Origin of the sequence: Mesorhizobium sp. LMG17149 (genome assembly GCF_024518695.1) — a bacterium.
Classification (GTDB): Bacteria; Pseudomonadota; Alphaproteobacteria; order Rhizobiales; family Rhizobiaceae; genus Mesorhizobium.
Window position 1 is genome coordinate 35,558 of sequence record NZ_JANIFL010000017.1, and the last position, 15,116, is coordinate 50,673.

Annotated in this window: 10 protein-coding genes, 1 tRNA gene and 2 pseudogenes; 6 read left to right on the plus strand and 7 right to left on the minus strand. The window is 60.0% G+C overall.

The genetic code is table 11. From position 1 onward, the window contains the following. Positions 1-233: 233 nt before the first annotated feature. Both NP945_RS30275 and NP945_RS30280 read left to right on the plus strand, forming a co-directional pair. Positions 234-1,166 carry a lysylphosphatidylglycerol synthase domain-containing protein gene (locus tag NP945_RS30275; protein ID WP_127269916.1) on the plus strand — a complete coding sequence of 311 codons (933 nt, stop codon included), beginning with the start codon at positions 234-236 and terminating at the stop codon, positions 1,164-1,166. 176 nt (positions 1,167-1,342) lie between these two features. Next, a tRNA-Gln gene (locus NP945_RS30280) sits at positions 1,343-1,416 on the plus strand. A 94-nt stretch (positions 1,417-1,510) separates the two neighbouring features. Here the strand turns inward: NP945_RS30280 and NP945_RS30285 are convergent. Further along, positions 1,511-2,602, minus strand: a complete 1,092-nt coding sequence (locus tag NP945_RS30285; RefSeq protein ID WP_256748355.1) for a hypothetical protein — start codon at positions 2,600-2,602, stop codon at positions 1,511-1,513. A gap of 1,056 nt (positions 2,603-3,658) precedes the next feature. On the opposite strand from NP945_RS30285, the pseudogene NP945_RS30290 reads away from it, so the two are divergent. Both NP945_RS30290 and NP945_RS30295 read left to right on the plus strand, forming a co-directional pair. After that, positions 3,659-4,290: pseudogene (locus tag NP945_RS30290) on the plus strand (hypothetical protein). Between the two features lie 137 nt (positions 4,291-4,427). Beyond that, on the plus strand, positions 4,428-6,107 hold the full coding sequence (locus tag NP945_RS30295; RefSeq protein ID WP_256748356.1) for a hypothetical protein: 1,680 nt from the start codon (positions 4,428-4,430) through the stop codon (positions 6,105-6,107). A 109-nt stretch (positions 6,108-6,216) separates the two neighbouring features. Here the strand turns inward: NP945_RS30295 and NP945_RS30300 are convergent, their stop codons facing one another. Next, positions 6,217-6,423 (minus strand): hypothetical protein, encoded by a 207-nt coding sequence (locus tag NP945_RS30300; protein WP_164762279.1) that lies wholly within the window; start codon positions 6,421-6,423, stop codon positions 6,217-6,219. A gap of 247 nt (positions 6,424-6,670) precedes the next feature. Between NP945_RS30300 and NP945_RS30305 the strand changes: the two genes are divergently transcribed. After that, the gene (locus NP945_RS30305) at positions 6,671-7,675 is read left to right on the plus strand and encodes a L,D-transpeptidase (protein WP_256748357.1); all 1,005 of its coding nucleotides are present in this window, start codon (positions 6,671-6,673) and stop codon (positions 7,673-7,675) included. A 64-nt stretch (positions 7,676-7,739) separates the two neighbouring features. On the opposite strand, the gene NP945_RS30310 is transcribed toward NP945_RS30305, so the two are convergent. Continuing rightward, positions 7,740-8,426 (minus strand): D-lyxose/D-mannose family sugar isomerase, encoded by a 687-nt coding sequence (locus NP945_RS30310; protein WP_127258087.1) that lies wholly within the window; start codon positions 8,424-8,426, stop codon positions 7,740-7,742. 191 nt (positions 8,427-8,617) lie between these two features. Here NP945_RS30310 and NP945_RS30315 point away from each other — a divergent pair, with 191 nt between their 5' ends. Further along, a complete protein-coding gene (locus tag NP945_RS30315) occupies positions 8,618-9,676 on the plus strand; it encodes a D-TA family PLP-dependent enzyme (protein ID WP_256748395.1) in 1,059 nt (352 codons plus the stop codon). Positions 9,677-9,703: 27 nt separating this feature from the next. Here NP945_RS30315 and NP945_RS30320 read toward each other — a convergent pair whose 3' ends face one another. The 4 genes and pseudogenes from NP945_RS30320 to NP945_RS30335 form a co-directional block, all read right to left on the minus strand. Then, on the minus strand, positions 9,704-11,290 hold the full coding sequence (locus NP945_RS30320; protein WP_256748358.1) for a tetratricopeptide repeat-containing sulfotransferase family protein: 1,587 nt from the start codon (positions 11,288-11,290) through the stop codon (positions 9,704-9,706). A gap of 85 nt (positions 11,291-11,375) precedes the next feature. Further along, complete coding sequence (locus tag NP945_RS30325; RefSeq protein WP_127267277.1) at positions 11,376-12,059, minus strand: outer membrane protein; 684 nt, start codon at positions 12,057-12,059, stop codon at positions 11,376-11,378. Positions 12,060-12,248: 189 nt separating this feature from the next. Further along, positions 12,249-13,010, minus strand: a complete 762-nt coding sequence (locus NP945_RS30330; protein WP_256748359.1) for a heme ABC transporter permease — start codon at positions 13,008-13,010, stop codon at positions 12,249-12,251. Positions 13,011-13,146: 136 nt separating this feature from the next. Further along, positions 13,147-14,868, minus strand: a pseudogene (locus tag NP945_RS30335) (glucan ABC transporter ATP-binding protein/ permease); the annotation flags it as partial. Positions 14,869-15,116: the final 248 nt, after the last annotated feature.

Consider the following 15,116-nt stretch of genomic DNA (forward strand, 5'->3'; position numbering starts at 1 on the left):
CCAGCGCGGCCGCGAGATGAATCCGCACGCCACAGTTGCCGGCGCAACGCCTGCCGACGTCTCTCCCGGCCGCTCACTGCGGCAAATCTAGCCGGCCGACGCTGCGACAAGGGTTCGCGGTTGAATAGCCGGCTTCGATGAGGCATTTCTGAAATGAGCGGAAGAATCCGGCAAAGCCGGCCTCCCACCAGCCACGAAAAGGAAGCGGACCCGCAACGCATGGCAGTCAGGCAATGAACTGGAGACGCTATTTCTGGCCGGTTGTGGGCATCGCCGCCGTGATCTTCTCGCTGCTGCTGCTCTGGCACGAACTGCGCGGCGTTTCGCTTGACGACGTCTGGGACGGTATCACCGCCATTCCGACCCGGGGCTGGATCCTTGCCGCGCTGAGTTCGATCATCGCCTATGCCTCGCTTGCCGGCTACGACCACATCGCGCTCCTGCATATCGGCAAGCGCGTGTCGTGGCTGTTCGTCACGCTGTGCTCCTTCACCACCTATGCGCTGTCGCACAACATTGGCGGCTCGGTGTTTTCCGGCGCCGTCATCCGCTACCGCGCCTATGGTACCAGGGGCCTGACCGGACAGGATGTCGGCGTGCTGGTGGCGGTCTGCTGGATCACCTTCGTGCTGTCGACGATTTTGGCCTCGGGCCTGGTTCTGGTGTTCGAGCCTGAGATACTCGACCGGTTTTCCGGCATCGCCCATCATGGCCTGTCGGAAGCGGCCGGCATCGCGATGCTGCTGCTCGTCGCCGCCTATGTCTTCGGCAGCTGGCTGCATCTGCGCCCGCTGAAGATCGCCAGCTTTCAGCTGCATTATCCGGCGCTGCCGATCGTCGCGCGGCAGTTGCTGATCGGCCCGATCGAGTTGCTGGCCGCCGCCGCGATCATCTTCTTTGCCCTGCCCGCAGCCCACAATCCCGGCTACTTCGTCATACTGGGCGTCTTCCTCGTCTCCTTCTCGATCGCGCAGATCTCGCACGCGCCGGGCGGGCTCGGCGTGTTCGAGGTGGTGTTTCTCGCCGGCCTGTCGGACATGGATCCGGTCGGCGTGCTGGCGGCGCTGCTGGTGTTCCGGCTGTTCTACCTGATCATCCCGCTGATTCTTGGCCTGGGTGTGGTGCTGTTCTTCGAACGCTCGCAGTTCAGCCGGACGGAGCCTTGAGGAGCGGGATTGGATCTGGAGGCCGCGCGCCGGCATCTGAAGTGCGGCGCCTGAAATCACCTGACGAAACGTGCCATTGAAGCACAGAGCAGGCTTGACTATTTTCCGCTGGCGGCTACAAGGCAGCGCTCAAGCGGCTCAGCCGCTCGGCCCGCGCGGTTCATGACCACGCCTGCTGGGGAATAGGTTAACGGTAGACCCACGGACTCTGACTCCGTTAGTCCTGGTTCGAATCCAGGTTCCCCAGCCAAATAGTTCAACAGATTAGACCCGGCAACCTCAGGCCAAATCTTTGCTGCGCATGTGCGAACAAACGCATAATCAGCCTAAATATCGGGCAGATTTCAGAAAAGACCTTTTTGAAAGGCATCCTCAGTATTTGTTGGGCCAATAATATTCTTTATTATATTCATAGTCCAACTGTCGATATTTTCTTTCGCCAAAATGTATTCCAAACTCAATACGACACCGGTTCCGGTAACTCCCTTTTTTTCATATCTAACCATCTCTTCACCATCAACAATAACTCTCGTGTTTTGAAGATCCCGCTCGATTACAAAGACGATCGCCAGATGGCTCTCTGATTTCGTCCCGTCTCTGATCCAAATGCAGTATGGGTCCATTTCCTCCGGATCAACATCTATACCAATCTCCTCTTTAACTTCGCGGTATAGGCACTGCTTCAGGACCTCCAAATTATTATTCTCTACCAAGAAATTCGAATCTTCCTCCCTTACGTGCCCCCCGAAATAACCCAGCGTTTTCTTTCTTTCAGGTGATTTTAGGGACACCGCCTTCTCAGCTTTCCTCCCCACCAGAATTCGAGGCTCTCCTTTTTGTTTAATAACAGCAATCGGGATAAGCTGTACCAAACGTGGATCATGCTCAACCTCCTCGCGGTCAGTAAATGCAAGGTCTGTTTCGACCGATGCCCGAATATCCGAATACTTGAATACTGCGCCTAAAGATGAATTGATCGACGACCTAGGTATATGACCAACCTTCTCATCCGCGATTCCCCGAAGTTTCTCCAACGTCAATTTAGTTATGTCGTAACTAACCTCGTCCTGCGTCTTGTCATCCGTATTCGACATCGTAATTTGGCGAAACATGTGCTCATACTTCTTCAGGGATTTTTTCACGATCTCTCGGTAGGACGACAATACATCTTTGCGCATGACGCTGCCCTCCTTTCTTGTCAGCAGGTTTCTATATTCGCGCTCAATTGACGTGGCCGGCGATGCATCAAAAGCCAACACCAGGTCAATAACCATCCGAAAACGTGGCGCCAAAAAGAAATTAACGAACCGGCCATAGTCGTCACGTCGCAACAGCCCGTTCACCCTCTGCCATTCAAACCAGCAGAGCGCGTCGAAAAATCCGCGATCCATAATTATCACGTCGACCTTCAGGGCGTTGTTGGCAATTGTATCCATCAACTGATTCAGCGCCGCACATCCGGTCCATACATTGAATATGGGGTCAAATTTGTTTGGTATCGGGCAGACACTCGCTCGCTCAGTAAGCACCCTCGTGCGAAACCCGTTACGCCGAAGAAATATGTCGAGTGAGTTCAATGCGGAAGTTTTGCCAGACTTTGGGGACCCTGAAAACTCGATAACAATAGGCCTTCGGGGCCTTACGCGGCGCTTGAGTTCAAGAATTTTGGCGGCGAGCCGCTCGAGCTCTTGAATTCTCCGAGCAGTTTCAGCGCTTACCATTGAAATCACCCGGCCGCGTTGCGAACTTCAGGCCTTCACTCTCAAAGTAAGTTATGATCCTACCCGATGAGAACCCAGAAAAAAATCCCATTATTATAAATAGATATTTTGACGATGGCTTGTCGGCTTGAAAACTGGCTTGAACTGCAAGATCTATGCTAAGTCGCCACAAACTATATAGAACTATCGCTATTATAATTGCGCTTGGTATCCGTAGTATGAAGTACGCAAAAGTAGAAATCCGACTGACTGACAACCCAGACGGAGAAAAATCGTAGCTCCCATTTATGCCAGCCTTATACAATTTTCTAGCATAGAAGATCGCCGCGCCGCATAGAGCCGAATAGGACAGAATCTTAATTACAGTCAACTCGGCTAGGGCGCCAGGCTCCATGTTTATTAAGAGGTACGCCAGGTCCGTGCCCGACCAAACCAATCCCACTAGGTAGATCAAAAAAAGGCAGACTATATCAAATCTATTTAGGGCCATTAGCGAGGCGTCGCGTCCACCCGAGTCTATTGGGTCGTTTTCCAGCTGCTGTCCTCCCCCAAAGGAATCGCGATTATCTCTGATAGAATAGAACAAACTTCCGCAGGTTGGAAATCGGCATTCTGGGGTGTGCCTGCTATCGCCTTGCCGATCAATCGCACCCCGCGCATCACTTTTGGGCTGCTTGAGGCGGGCGAGAATCCCGGCGCGAAAAAGATTGTTGGCCGCTGGTGCCTGCCACTGGCTAAGCTTCGTGGAAGATTCCTCCACGAGGCCGCGTCATGCTCACTGACAGCCAGTACATTCTCGAACGCATCAGCCAAGGCTGCGTGACGCTCTCCGACGGCGAGTTCGTCATCGACAGGCTGGTGAAATATTTCGGCAATGGGAGGATCCGCTGGCATGTCGAATTCCGTGGGCATCGCATCGAGCTGACGACAGGCCAGCTCAAGAAGCAGCGACCTTCCGCAGGAAGATACTCGAACAGGCTGGCGTGCTGCCGCCCCAGCGTGCCGGGACCGACTACAGACGATGGGCACTCGATCTGAGGAAGAATGCCATCGAGCTTCCGTGGCGGGACAGGCCGGTGGACGTCGGTTTCGCCATCGACAGGCTCACCAGCCATGGCGATGGGCGCTGGACGGTCGAATACCAGGGCAAGGCCATCAAATTCACGACGACCAAACTCCGCAGGCAGGTGAGTTTCCGCAAACGCATGCTGGCCAAGGCCAAGGTGCTGCCGCCCGAGTTGTCTCCGGCTGCCTATCGCAAATGGATGGACTGGCTCATTCAAAACGCCGCCGAGGCTGCTCCGCAGGCCGGCGATGCCCTGATGACGGAGAAAAGCTGGCTGGACGACCTGCCTGAGCTAGCCGGCTGGCAAGATGAAACACCGTCCCGAGAGACCAGCTAAGAGCGGCGACAGTATCCAAATGCAAGCAGCGATGGCACTCGTTGCGTTTGCCATGCCTGCCAGTTTCGGCACACATTGATGGCGAAGGAGTCTGACCAGAGCTGGCTCGCTGGCAATCAGAATTGAAATGAGACCACATGGACCGCTTCGACCTCGGCACCTACCGCCGCCCGATCTCCACTCGCTCCACGGAAACCCAGCGTTGGTTCGATATTGGCCTCAACTGGTGCTACGGCTTCAACCATGAGGAAGGCATCAAGTGTTTTCAGAAGGCGCTCGAAACAGATCCTGAATGTCCGATGGTGCATTGGGGCATCGCCTATGCCGCCGGACCTTTCTACAATCTGACCTGGAAGGAACATGGCGAGGCCGAGGCCGACAGCGCGACCAGGCGCTGCTTCGAGCATGTCCAGCTGGCGCGTGCCAATACGGCTGCCGCCAGTGTGGTCGAGAAGCGGCTGATCGAAGCGCTGGCCGCCCGCTTTCAGAAGCCACACCGGGTGAGCCCGGACGAATTCGAACGGTGGGATGACGCCTATGCCGCCGCGATGCGGCTTGTGTATCGGGACTTTCCCGACGACCATGATGTGATGGCACTGCTGGTCGAAGCGCTGATGATGCGCACGGTGCGGCGGCTGTGGAACCTCAAGACCGGCGCGCCGGCGCCGAATTCCGATGTCGTCGAGGCGCTCGACGTCTGCGAGCGGTCGATCCGGCTTGCCGATGCGGCCGGCGCAGCACAACATCCGGCGATCGTCCACCTGCACATCCATCTCCTGGAAATGTCCACCATGCCGGAGCGCGGCATCCGGTCGGCGGATCTGCTCGGCGAAATGTGCCCCGATGCCGGGCACATGAACCACATGCCGGGGCACATCTATGTGCTGTGCGGCGAGTATGAGAAAGCAAAACGTGCCAGCGAAAAGGCGGTACGCGCCAACGACCTCTATCTCGCCTATGCCGACGAGCCGACCTACTATTTGCTCGGCTGCTGCCACGATCTGCATCTGATGATGTTCACCTGCATGTTGTCGGGCCAATACCAGCCTGCACTGTGGGCCGCCGATCGAGTGCGCAGCCTGGTCGCGCGCGACGTGGTCGCCATCCCCGGCCGGCCCAAGCTCACGCAGACGGTCGAAGGCTACCATGCGATGAAATCGCATGTGCAAGTGCGCTTCGGCCGCTGGCAGGAGATCATCGACGAGCCTGAAACCGCGGAGCCGGGCCTCTATGTGCTGACGGCGGCCATGCAGCACTACGCCAAGGGTGTGGCGCATGCGACGCTCAGGCAATTTCCTGAAGCCGAGCGCGAGCGCGAAGCGTTCCATCGGCATCTGAAAGGCATTGCGCCCGAGCGGCGCTTCCTCAGCAACCCGGCGCAGGCTTCGCTGGCTGTCGGTGTCGCCCTGCTCGACGGTGAGCTGGCGTACCACCGGGGCGGGCATGAGGAGGCGTATGGCCATTTGCGGCAGGCGGTCGAGCTTGACGACAATTTGTCCTACACCGAGCCGTGGGCCTGGATGCACCCGCCGCGCCATGCGCTGGCGGCGCTGCTTCTCGACCAGGGCCACTCGCAGGAAGCCGAGCAGGTCTATCGCGACGATTTGGGCCTGAGCGGCACGGTGCAGCGCTGCGCCCAGCACCCGAACAATGTCTGGGCACTGCACGGGCTGGTGGAATGCATGAATCGGCGCGGCGAGACTGATGAATTGCCGATATTGCAGACAAGCCTTGCCGCGGCGCTGGCCAGGGCGGATGTGCCGATCACCTCGTCCTGCCTGTGCAGGACGAGCGCGCAGCAAGGCTGCTGTCACTGACGCGAAGTCAGCCTGCCGCCACTGTTGCTGCCGATCGGCTCGATAACAAATTGTCGGCCGATCATCGTTGGCGGTGGAACCCTCGCCGCCCGGTCGTGTCACCTGCCGATCAGCCCAGGCTCCACGCTTTGTCTCGTATCACGCCTCCCTCGATCAGCACCGAGCAGTCTATCTCATCGTGAAGTTGGGCGTTTGGGTCGGACGAAAGCCAGGAAGCATAGGACCGAAGCTGCTTGAGCCTGGCTGTTTTTTCAAGCCGGGCCTGGCGCTCATCCTCGGCTGCCGGTCTTCTGTCCTTCTGGGCAGGAAATTGCATGCTGGCTCTCCTCGGTCACCGAGCTGCGCTTCGACTTGAAGCCAACACATGCGCTGGCGAGAGTCGCCATCCATCTGGATGATGGCGGACCCTTATCAACAATGCACCCGCGCCACCGCCGGGCGCTCCCTGGTCCGGGTTCGCTGCGGCGCATCGGCACTCGGCAGTCGGACGCAGCCAGGGGAATGGAACCAGATCGGCCGTGCGACGTCATAGAAGCAGGTGCTCATACAGGAGTGTGACCTCCATGATCAGGCTCGTTCTTGCCGCTGCCGCAATGCTCGTCATGGCATGGGATGCAACGGCGGCGGCAAAACTGGACGCGGTCACCGTCAACAACGCCCAATTTGACGGCAGCGAAGCGAAAGGCGTCAGTGCGACCGTTCTGAAGGCGCAAATCCTCCTGGATCGTGCACGCTTCTCGCCAGGCCTGATCGACGGCCGCCAAGCGGAGAACTTCAGCCGGGCAGTCAGTGCGTTTCAAGCGGCCAACGGATTGCCTGCCGACGGCAAGCTTACCCGCGAGACATGGGACAAGCTGGTCGCGACCTCCTCGCGCCCGGCGCTTGAGACCTACGAGTTGACGCGCAAGGATGTGCGTGGACCGTTCACCAGGCGAATTCCGACGCGCATGGAGAGGATGGCCCGCCTGCCCCGGCTCGCCTATCACAATGCCCTGGAAAAGATGGCGGAGCGCTTCCACAGCAGCGAGGAACTGCTTGAACGGCTCAATCCCGGCATCGGCTTCAGGAAGGCGGGGCAAAAACTGTTGGTGCCAGCTGTAACCCGAGGTGATCCGCCGCAAGACATTGGGAACGTCGAGGTCGACAAGAGCGCTCGCCAGGTTCGCGTGCTCGACCCTTCCGGCAAAGTGCTTGCGACGTACCCCGCCTCGATCGGGAGCCAGGAGAAGCCCGCGCCGAGTGGCGAGGCAGAGGTCAAACGCGTGGTGCGCCACCCAACCTATCACTACGATCCCGAGTTTGCCTTCAAGGGGGTGAAGACCAAGCGCCCGTTCACGATCGCTGCCGGGCCGAACAATCCGGTGGGATCGGTCTGGATCGACTTGTCCATCGATAGTTATGGCATTCACGGGACTCCGGACCCAGGCAAGATCGGAAAGACCTTCTCGCATGGTTGCATCAGGCTGACCAACTGGGATGCCGAAGACCTCGCCTCCGAAGTGCAAAAAGGCACAAAGGTCGTCTTCAAGGAGGAAGCGGCAGGATCGGTCGAACAAGGATCGCAGTAGGTAGGCGCTACGGGCTAACTTTCGACCGTGTGACTGGCGTCACCGAAGGCGTAGGGCGGCGCCCCTACCCCAGCCACTTCTCGTAGTCGGACACCAGCAGATGGACCGGGGCAACGTCTTCGTCGATGTTGGAAAAACGGCCGATCGGTTCGCGAAACACATTGTCGGTGAGATCGTCGTTGACGGTCGAGACCTCGCCGATCAGCACGTCCTTGCCCTCGGCCCAGAAGGCATGCCAGACGCCGGGCAAGAGCGTGACGCTCTGGCCCGGGTCGAGCTTCAGGAGCCCGCCCGCAGGCAGTCTGTGGATGGTTCCGTCGACAGGCACAGAAACCTCCGCCTTGGGATCGATGCCGCCGTCGCGGTCATGCATGAACAGTTCCAGCACCAGCTTGCCGCCGCCACGGTTGATGATGTCCTCGGCCTTGATGTTGTGACGGTGCATCGGCGACAGCTGGTCCTTGCGCGAGATCATGATCTTCTCGGCATAGAGCATGCCCATGCCCTTCTTCATGTCCTCGTAGCGGCCGTTGCGAACGGTGAACAGGAACAGGCCGAGTTCCCTGAATTTCTCTTGCCCGTAATCGGTGATGTCCCAGCCGAGCCGCGAGGTGAATACGGCCGACGAGTCGACCTGACGCGCCTTCGCCTCCTGCGGCGACCAATAGGCGAAGGGCGGCATGATGTAGCCGAACGAGCGGATGAAAGCGTCGGCTTCGCGGATGATGTCGTTGATGGCGGAGCGCTTCATGATCATGATCCCTTCGTATCGATTTGTCTGGCAAATCGCATAGCCGAACGCCGATGCGGTGTCGATCCATCTCGCCATCCTGTCCGGCGTTGCGCTTCGACGCATGGACCACAGATCCGCTTGCCTGGCCGCGTGACATCACGGATTTTCAGGGCCATAAAACCCGCGGATTCCTCATGGGGTGAAAGATGATGCCGACCGTCCACGATCTCGATACGCCATCCATCCTGGTCGACGCCGCGCGCGCGGAAGCCAACATTGCCCGCGCCCAGACGCATGCCGACAAGAACGGGCTGAAGCTCAGGCCGCATATCAAGACGCACAAATTGCCCTACTGGGCGAAGAAGCAGGTAGCGGCCGGCGCCGTCGGCATCACCTGCCAGAAGATCGGCGAGGCCGAGGTGATGGCCGACGCCGGGCTGACCGATATTTTTCTTCCCTACAACATCCTTGGGCGCGCCAAGCTGGAACGCCTTCTGGCGCTGCACGGGCGCGTCACCCTGTCGGTGACAGCGGACAGCATGGAAACGCTCGAAGGGCTGGCAATCACCTTCACCGATGCCGGCCATCGACTGCCGGTGCTGGTCGAATGCGACACCGGCATGGGACGCTGCGGCGTGCAGTCGGCTGATGAAGCGGTTGCGCTGGCAAGACAGATCGACAGAGCCGGTGGCCTCGCCTTCGGCGGACTGATGACCTACCCGGCCGCCGGGCGGGCAGCGGAGGCCGAAGCCTGGCTCGCCGGGGCCAAGCAGGCACTTGCCGCGTCGGGCCTCGCCTGCGACCGCATCTCCAGCGGCGGCACGCCGGATATGTGGCGCTCCAGCGATACATCCGTTGTCACCGAGTATCGTCCAGGCACCTACATCTATCTCGACCGCTATCAAGTCGCCAAAGGCGTCGGCGGCCTCGACGACTGTGCGCTGACGGTGCTGTCGACGGTGGTCAGCCATCCCACAGCGACGCGCGCTATCCTCGATGCCGGGAGCAAGGCGCTGTCCAGCGACACGCTGGGTCTCGCCGATTTCGGCGAGTTGCTCGGCGTGTCGGGAGCGCGGGTGACGGGCCTGAGCGAGGAGCACGGCACCGTCACGCTTTCGGGCGACGGCAAGCTGCGCATCGGCGAGCGCGTGCGTGTCGTGCCCGACCATTGCTGCGTCGTCACCAATTTGTTCAACGAGGTCAATCTGGTCGACGGCGACAAGGTGCTGGAAACGCTCCCGGTGGCGGCGCGGGGAAGGATGGGGTGAGACCGACGCGCCCGAACTGAACGCCACTCAGCGTTGAAGAACTGGACCCAGCGCCGCTTTCAATGGATCGAGGGCGTCGCCGTAGAGTTTCCAGCGCTCGACTGAGGATGAATAGATCGGCTGGCGCACCTGCCAGCGGCTCGGCGTCCGCACCGTGCGCTCGGTTTCGTGGAAACGGAGGCAGGCATCGTCCCATTCGATCCCGAGGAACCCGATCAATCCACGCGCTCGGTTTTCGAAATCGGCCACCGTTTCTTCGTAGGGCATGTCGTGGATATCAAGCGGGACGACCTTGGCCCAATGGCGCATCAAGCGGTCATATTGCCGGTAATACTGCCCCAGCTTGTTCAGATCGGCATTGTAGCCATGCGCTTCGGAAAAATTATGCATGAAACAGGACGTGCAATTGTCCATCGGGTCGCGCCGGCAATGGATGATGCGGGCATTTGGCAAGATGAGGCTGATTAAGGCCAGCAGTTCGAAATTGTGCGGCATCTTGTCGACGACCAGCCGCGCCTTGCTGTTGCGCTTGTTGAGATCGTCAAGATATTTCGAGCCAAGCACTTTCGCCTTGGCCGGAGTGAGCGCCGCCATAGCCTTGGTGAAGACAGAAGGATCGAGTTTGTCGAACCCGAGTTCACCGGCCAACGAGCGAATGGTCGGCAGTTCGCCCGCGCCATAGATGTCGCGATGACTGGCGCATATCTGCTCGGTCAGCGTTGTTCCCGACCGTGGCATGCCGACGATGAAGACCGGGCGTCTCGACGGATTTCCCAATTTTGGCCGCGCCGCGAAGAAGTCGGCATCGAAAGTGTCGATGAAGCTGTCGTAAAGCTGGGTGTGCCGGTCAATGTCGAAATCATTGCCGGAAATTGCCTTGGCCTGCGCGAAATGGCGGATGGCCAGGCGATACTCGCGCTGATCGTTGAGCATCTTGCCGGCGGCGTGGTGCAGCACCACCCGCTCGCGATCGGTTGTCATGGGCAATTCCAGGCGAGCCCGTATTAAAGGCAACGCTGGATCGTCCTTGACCGCCCGGCGCGCTAGCGCCATTCCGGCCAGCGCCTCGACATGGCTCGGGTCGATGGCAAGCGCGCGGCCAAAACATTCGACCGCCTCGGCCTGCCGGCCGATGTCGGTGAGCAGATCGCCCATACCGGCAAGGGCCGTCAGCGACTGGCTGTCGACCGCCAGCGCCCGGCGATAGAAACCTTCGGCGACGTCGCCCTCGAGCTGGCTGCGGTAGGACCGGCCGAGATTGCACAAAGCTTCGATGAGCCGGCCGTCGAGCGCGATCGCCTTCTTTAGATGTTTGCGGGCGCGCTCGATGTCACCGGTGACATTATAGGCGTTGCCGAGATTGTTGCGGAAGATAGCGTTGCCCGGTTCGAGCTTGACCGCCCTTTCCATATAGGCAATGGCGGCGTCATGATGCTCGGCCTCGATGGCCAGAGTGCCCATGAGGTTCAGCGCCATGGCATTTTTCGGCTGCGTGCGAAGCACCGTCTGGTAGCAGAACTCGGCCTCGCGAAAACGCTTGCGCCGTTGCAGGTCGATGCCGCGCTGCAATGTCTTTTCCGCCGGTTCACCGGCGGTCGGAAGGGAGGCTGGCATTATTGCCGGCAGACCCAGAGGTTGCCGGCGGGGCAAAAGCGGCATCCGTCAAATCCAGGTCGCGGCTTGTGACAGGCCGGTCAAATCAGAACTTGTAGATAACGCCAAACTGCAGATTGTGGGAGTACAATTTGGCATCCTTGTAGGTATTGCTGCCGTCATTGTCGTCCAGATCGACGTTGGAGACGGCCTTGAAGCGATAGCCGAAATCGAGGTCGACATTCTGCGTCACCGCATAGGTGACACCGGTTCCCAACTGGCCGGCGAAACCCCAGCCGCCAGGCCCATATCCAAAGTCGTCACCGTCAAAATGGGTATCGGCGGTAACATAAGCTGCGCCGATACCGCCGCCGACATAGAGCTTGGCATCGCCAAAATGCGCAACGTCGGCCCAGACATTGGCGAGCAGATAGGTCGCTGACAAATTGCCGGCCGCATCGCCTGAGTTGAAGACAACACCGTCGTAACTGCCGCTAAAAGAACTTGCTTTGTAGCGCGCGTAGGACAATTCGCCTTCGACACGAAACACATCGTTGATGCGCCGACCGACAGCACCGCCGATCACGAAGCCAGTATTAAGATCGACTGAGTACCGAGAACCATCGTAGTCCGTCTTCACATCATTGGGGAAACTGGCGCCACCAAACAGTGTGACATACCAGAGATCCTCGGCCCTCGGGGCGTCGACGACAGCATCGGCGGCGTGCGCCGAACTCCAGCCAAGCCCCAATGCGAGTATCGATACCCCAGCCAGCAAACGCAGTTTCATCGTCGATTCCCCGCTCAATAACACTGAATGGCACTCAGCTCGGCTCAGGGGAAGATGTCAACGGACGGACGAAGTCGAGGCGACCTTTTGGGACACCTCGTTGCTATACAGCAACACAGCAGCATTGTTCAGGCGAAAGCAGGAGTAAGGTTGCTGCTGGTCGCAATTCGAGCGGCGAGAGGGGGAAACCTAATCGCGTCTCTCTGCCTGCCTAGCCGCGACCCGTCTCATGGCAATCACCCGGCGGCGGCGGATTTCGGTGCGCATCGCCATCAGGTGCAGCGCGAAGAACAGCACGGTGAAGCCGAGCGCCATCACCAGAAGCGGCCATAGCAGGCTGGAGTCGATGGTGGAGCCGCCCATGCGGAACACCGAGGCCGGCTGATGCAGCGTGTTCCACCAGTCGACCGAGAACTTGATGATCGGGATGTTGATGAAGCCGACCAGCGTGATGATGGCGGCGGCCCAGGCGGCGCGGCTGGCATCGTCGAGCGCGCGGGTCAGCGCGATGATGCCGAGATACATCAGGAACAGCACGAACACCGAGGTCAGCCGAGCATCCCAGACCCACCAGGTGCCCCACATCGGCTTACCCCAGATCGAACCGGTGATCAGCGCCAGCGCGGTGAAGACGGCGCCGATGGGTGCGGCTGATTTCAGCGCGACATCGGCCAGCGGATGCCGCCAGACGAGCGTGCCGAGCGCCGAGATCGCCATCAGCGTGTAGCACATCATGGCCAGCCAGGCGAAAGGCACGTGGATGTACATGATGCGGACGGTTATGCCTTGCTGGAAATCCTCAGGCGCGGCGAAGCTCATATAGAGCCCCACGGCGAGGATCAGTGTGGCGATCGTGGCCAGCCACCGCACGACCTTGTCCGCCAGCCCGACGAAGCGCGTCGGGTTGGCGAGATCCATCCAGCCGGTCAGGCGTGAAGTCGTGTCTCTCATGCGGTTCTACATAAACCGCCGCGGCGTTCGGGGCAATCGAGCGGTGGTGTCGCAGGCGCAATTGGGGCGGCCGTGCCTGTACTCTCACCCGGACCTATGGTCCGACCTCCCACAAGAGGAGGTCGGAGAAAGAAGCTCAGGCGGCTGCTTCCTGCTGTTGCTGTACGGTGCGGCTGAGGCGGCGAACCTCCTCGTCGTTGAGCAGGCCGCCGGCGCGCAGCAGGCTGGCGAAGCGGCCATTGCGCAGCGACAGCTCGGTGAAGCCGCCCATCTCGACCACCCTGCCCTTGTCCATGAACACGACCAGATCGGCGTCGCGAACGGTGGTCAGGCGGTGGGCGATGATGAAGGTCGTGCGGTCGCGGCGCAGCTCGTCGATCGCTTCCTTGACGCGGTCCTCGGTCTCGACGTCGAGCGCGCTGGTCGCCTCGTCGAGCACCAGGATCGGTGCGTCCTTCAGCACGGCGCGGGCAATGGCGATGCGCTGACGTTCGCCGCCCGAGAGCTGCCCGCCACGTTCGCCAACCACCGTGTCGTAACCATTGCTCTTGGACAGGATGAAGTCCTGTGCGGCAGCCGCATTGGCGGCGGCATGGATCTCGTCATTGCTTGCATCGGCGCGGCCAACACGGATGTTGTCCTCGATCGAGCGGTTGAGCAGGCCGGCATCCTGGAACACGGTGGCGATCGAATGGCGCACCGATTTGCGGGTCACGGTGCGGGTGTCGATACCGTCGATCAGGATACGGCCATGGGACGGCGAGAAGACACGCTGCAGCAGGTTGATGAGCGTGGTCTTGCCGGCGCCCGTCGGGCCCACGATGGCGACGGTCTGGCCGGCCTGCACCTCGAAGGACACGTCGTCGATGCCTTGGCCGGAATTGGCGAATTCGAAGCCGACATTCTCGAAGCGGACATGGCCGGTGACGTTGGCAAGATCGCGCAAGCCGTCCGGCTCGGCGGCATCAGCCGCGGAGTCCTCGAGATGGTAGAAATCCTCGAGCTTGGCACGGGCCTCGGAAATCTGGTTGGCGAAAGCCGACATCTGGTCGAGGCGAGCGATCAACATCGTGGCAAAACCGGTGAAGGCAATGACGTCGCCGACACCCAGCTGACCACGAGTGACGAGATAGGAGCCGATCGACAACACGATCAGCATCGAGATTGCCGATGACAGACGGTGCAAGGCATTGGCCAGCGCCCACCAGTCGAGAACAGGGTTCTGCGCGTCGAGCAGGTTCTTGACGTAGCGGCGCAGCGTATCGGCCTCGTGGCCGAGGCGATTGTAGCTCTGCAGCACCGCAACGTTGCTGACCGAGTCGGTCACATGCGCGAACACCTTGTGGTAGTGGCGCTCGACCGCGGCCTGGCCCGCCTTGGTGCGGCGCATGACCATCCGGCCGATGCCGACATAGAGCAGCCCGAGGCCAAGCAGCACCAGCGACATGCGCAGGTCCATGCTGATCGCGGTCGGGACCAGCAGTACGAGGGCGACAGCCGTGGACAAATGCTGGCGCATGAATTCGAGCCAAAGGCTGAACAGGGTTTCGACGGCGCGCAGCATCGTATGCAGCGCATTGGAGGTGCCGTGCTGATGGTGCCAGGCGAGCGGCATGGTGATCACGCGCTCGAAGGACTCGCAAAGCACTTCGCTGCGCCGGGCATGGGCAAAGCGGTCAGCGCCGCGCGCCACCATGACGAAGGCAACGATGTTGAAGGCGCCGAGACCGGCCCACATAACCAGCGTGGTGAAGACAGAGCCACGCTCGGAGATGGCCCCGATGACGCGACCGAACATAATCGGCTCGAGAAGCGCTACGATGGCGAGAGCCACGTTGGCCGAACAGATCAACGCAACGCGTTTCCTGTCCGCAGCCAGATAACCGAGAGCTCGCCAGTAGATTTGCAGAAGGGTCACCCCAGTTACTCCGCCACGCTGTTTATTGTGCACTGCATCATTTTATTCGTACCGGTTGATACGTCGCAAAACAATGGCCGTGTACCCCTTCAGTTCCCTTAGAGCGAACAAAAGATGGCGACGTTCCGAAATCTGCCGTGATCACCTAACGGTTTGAGAAGACAGGTAAAATGTCAGGCATGCGGCGA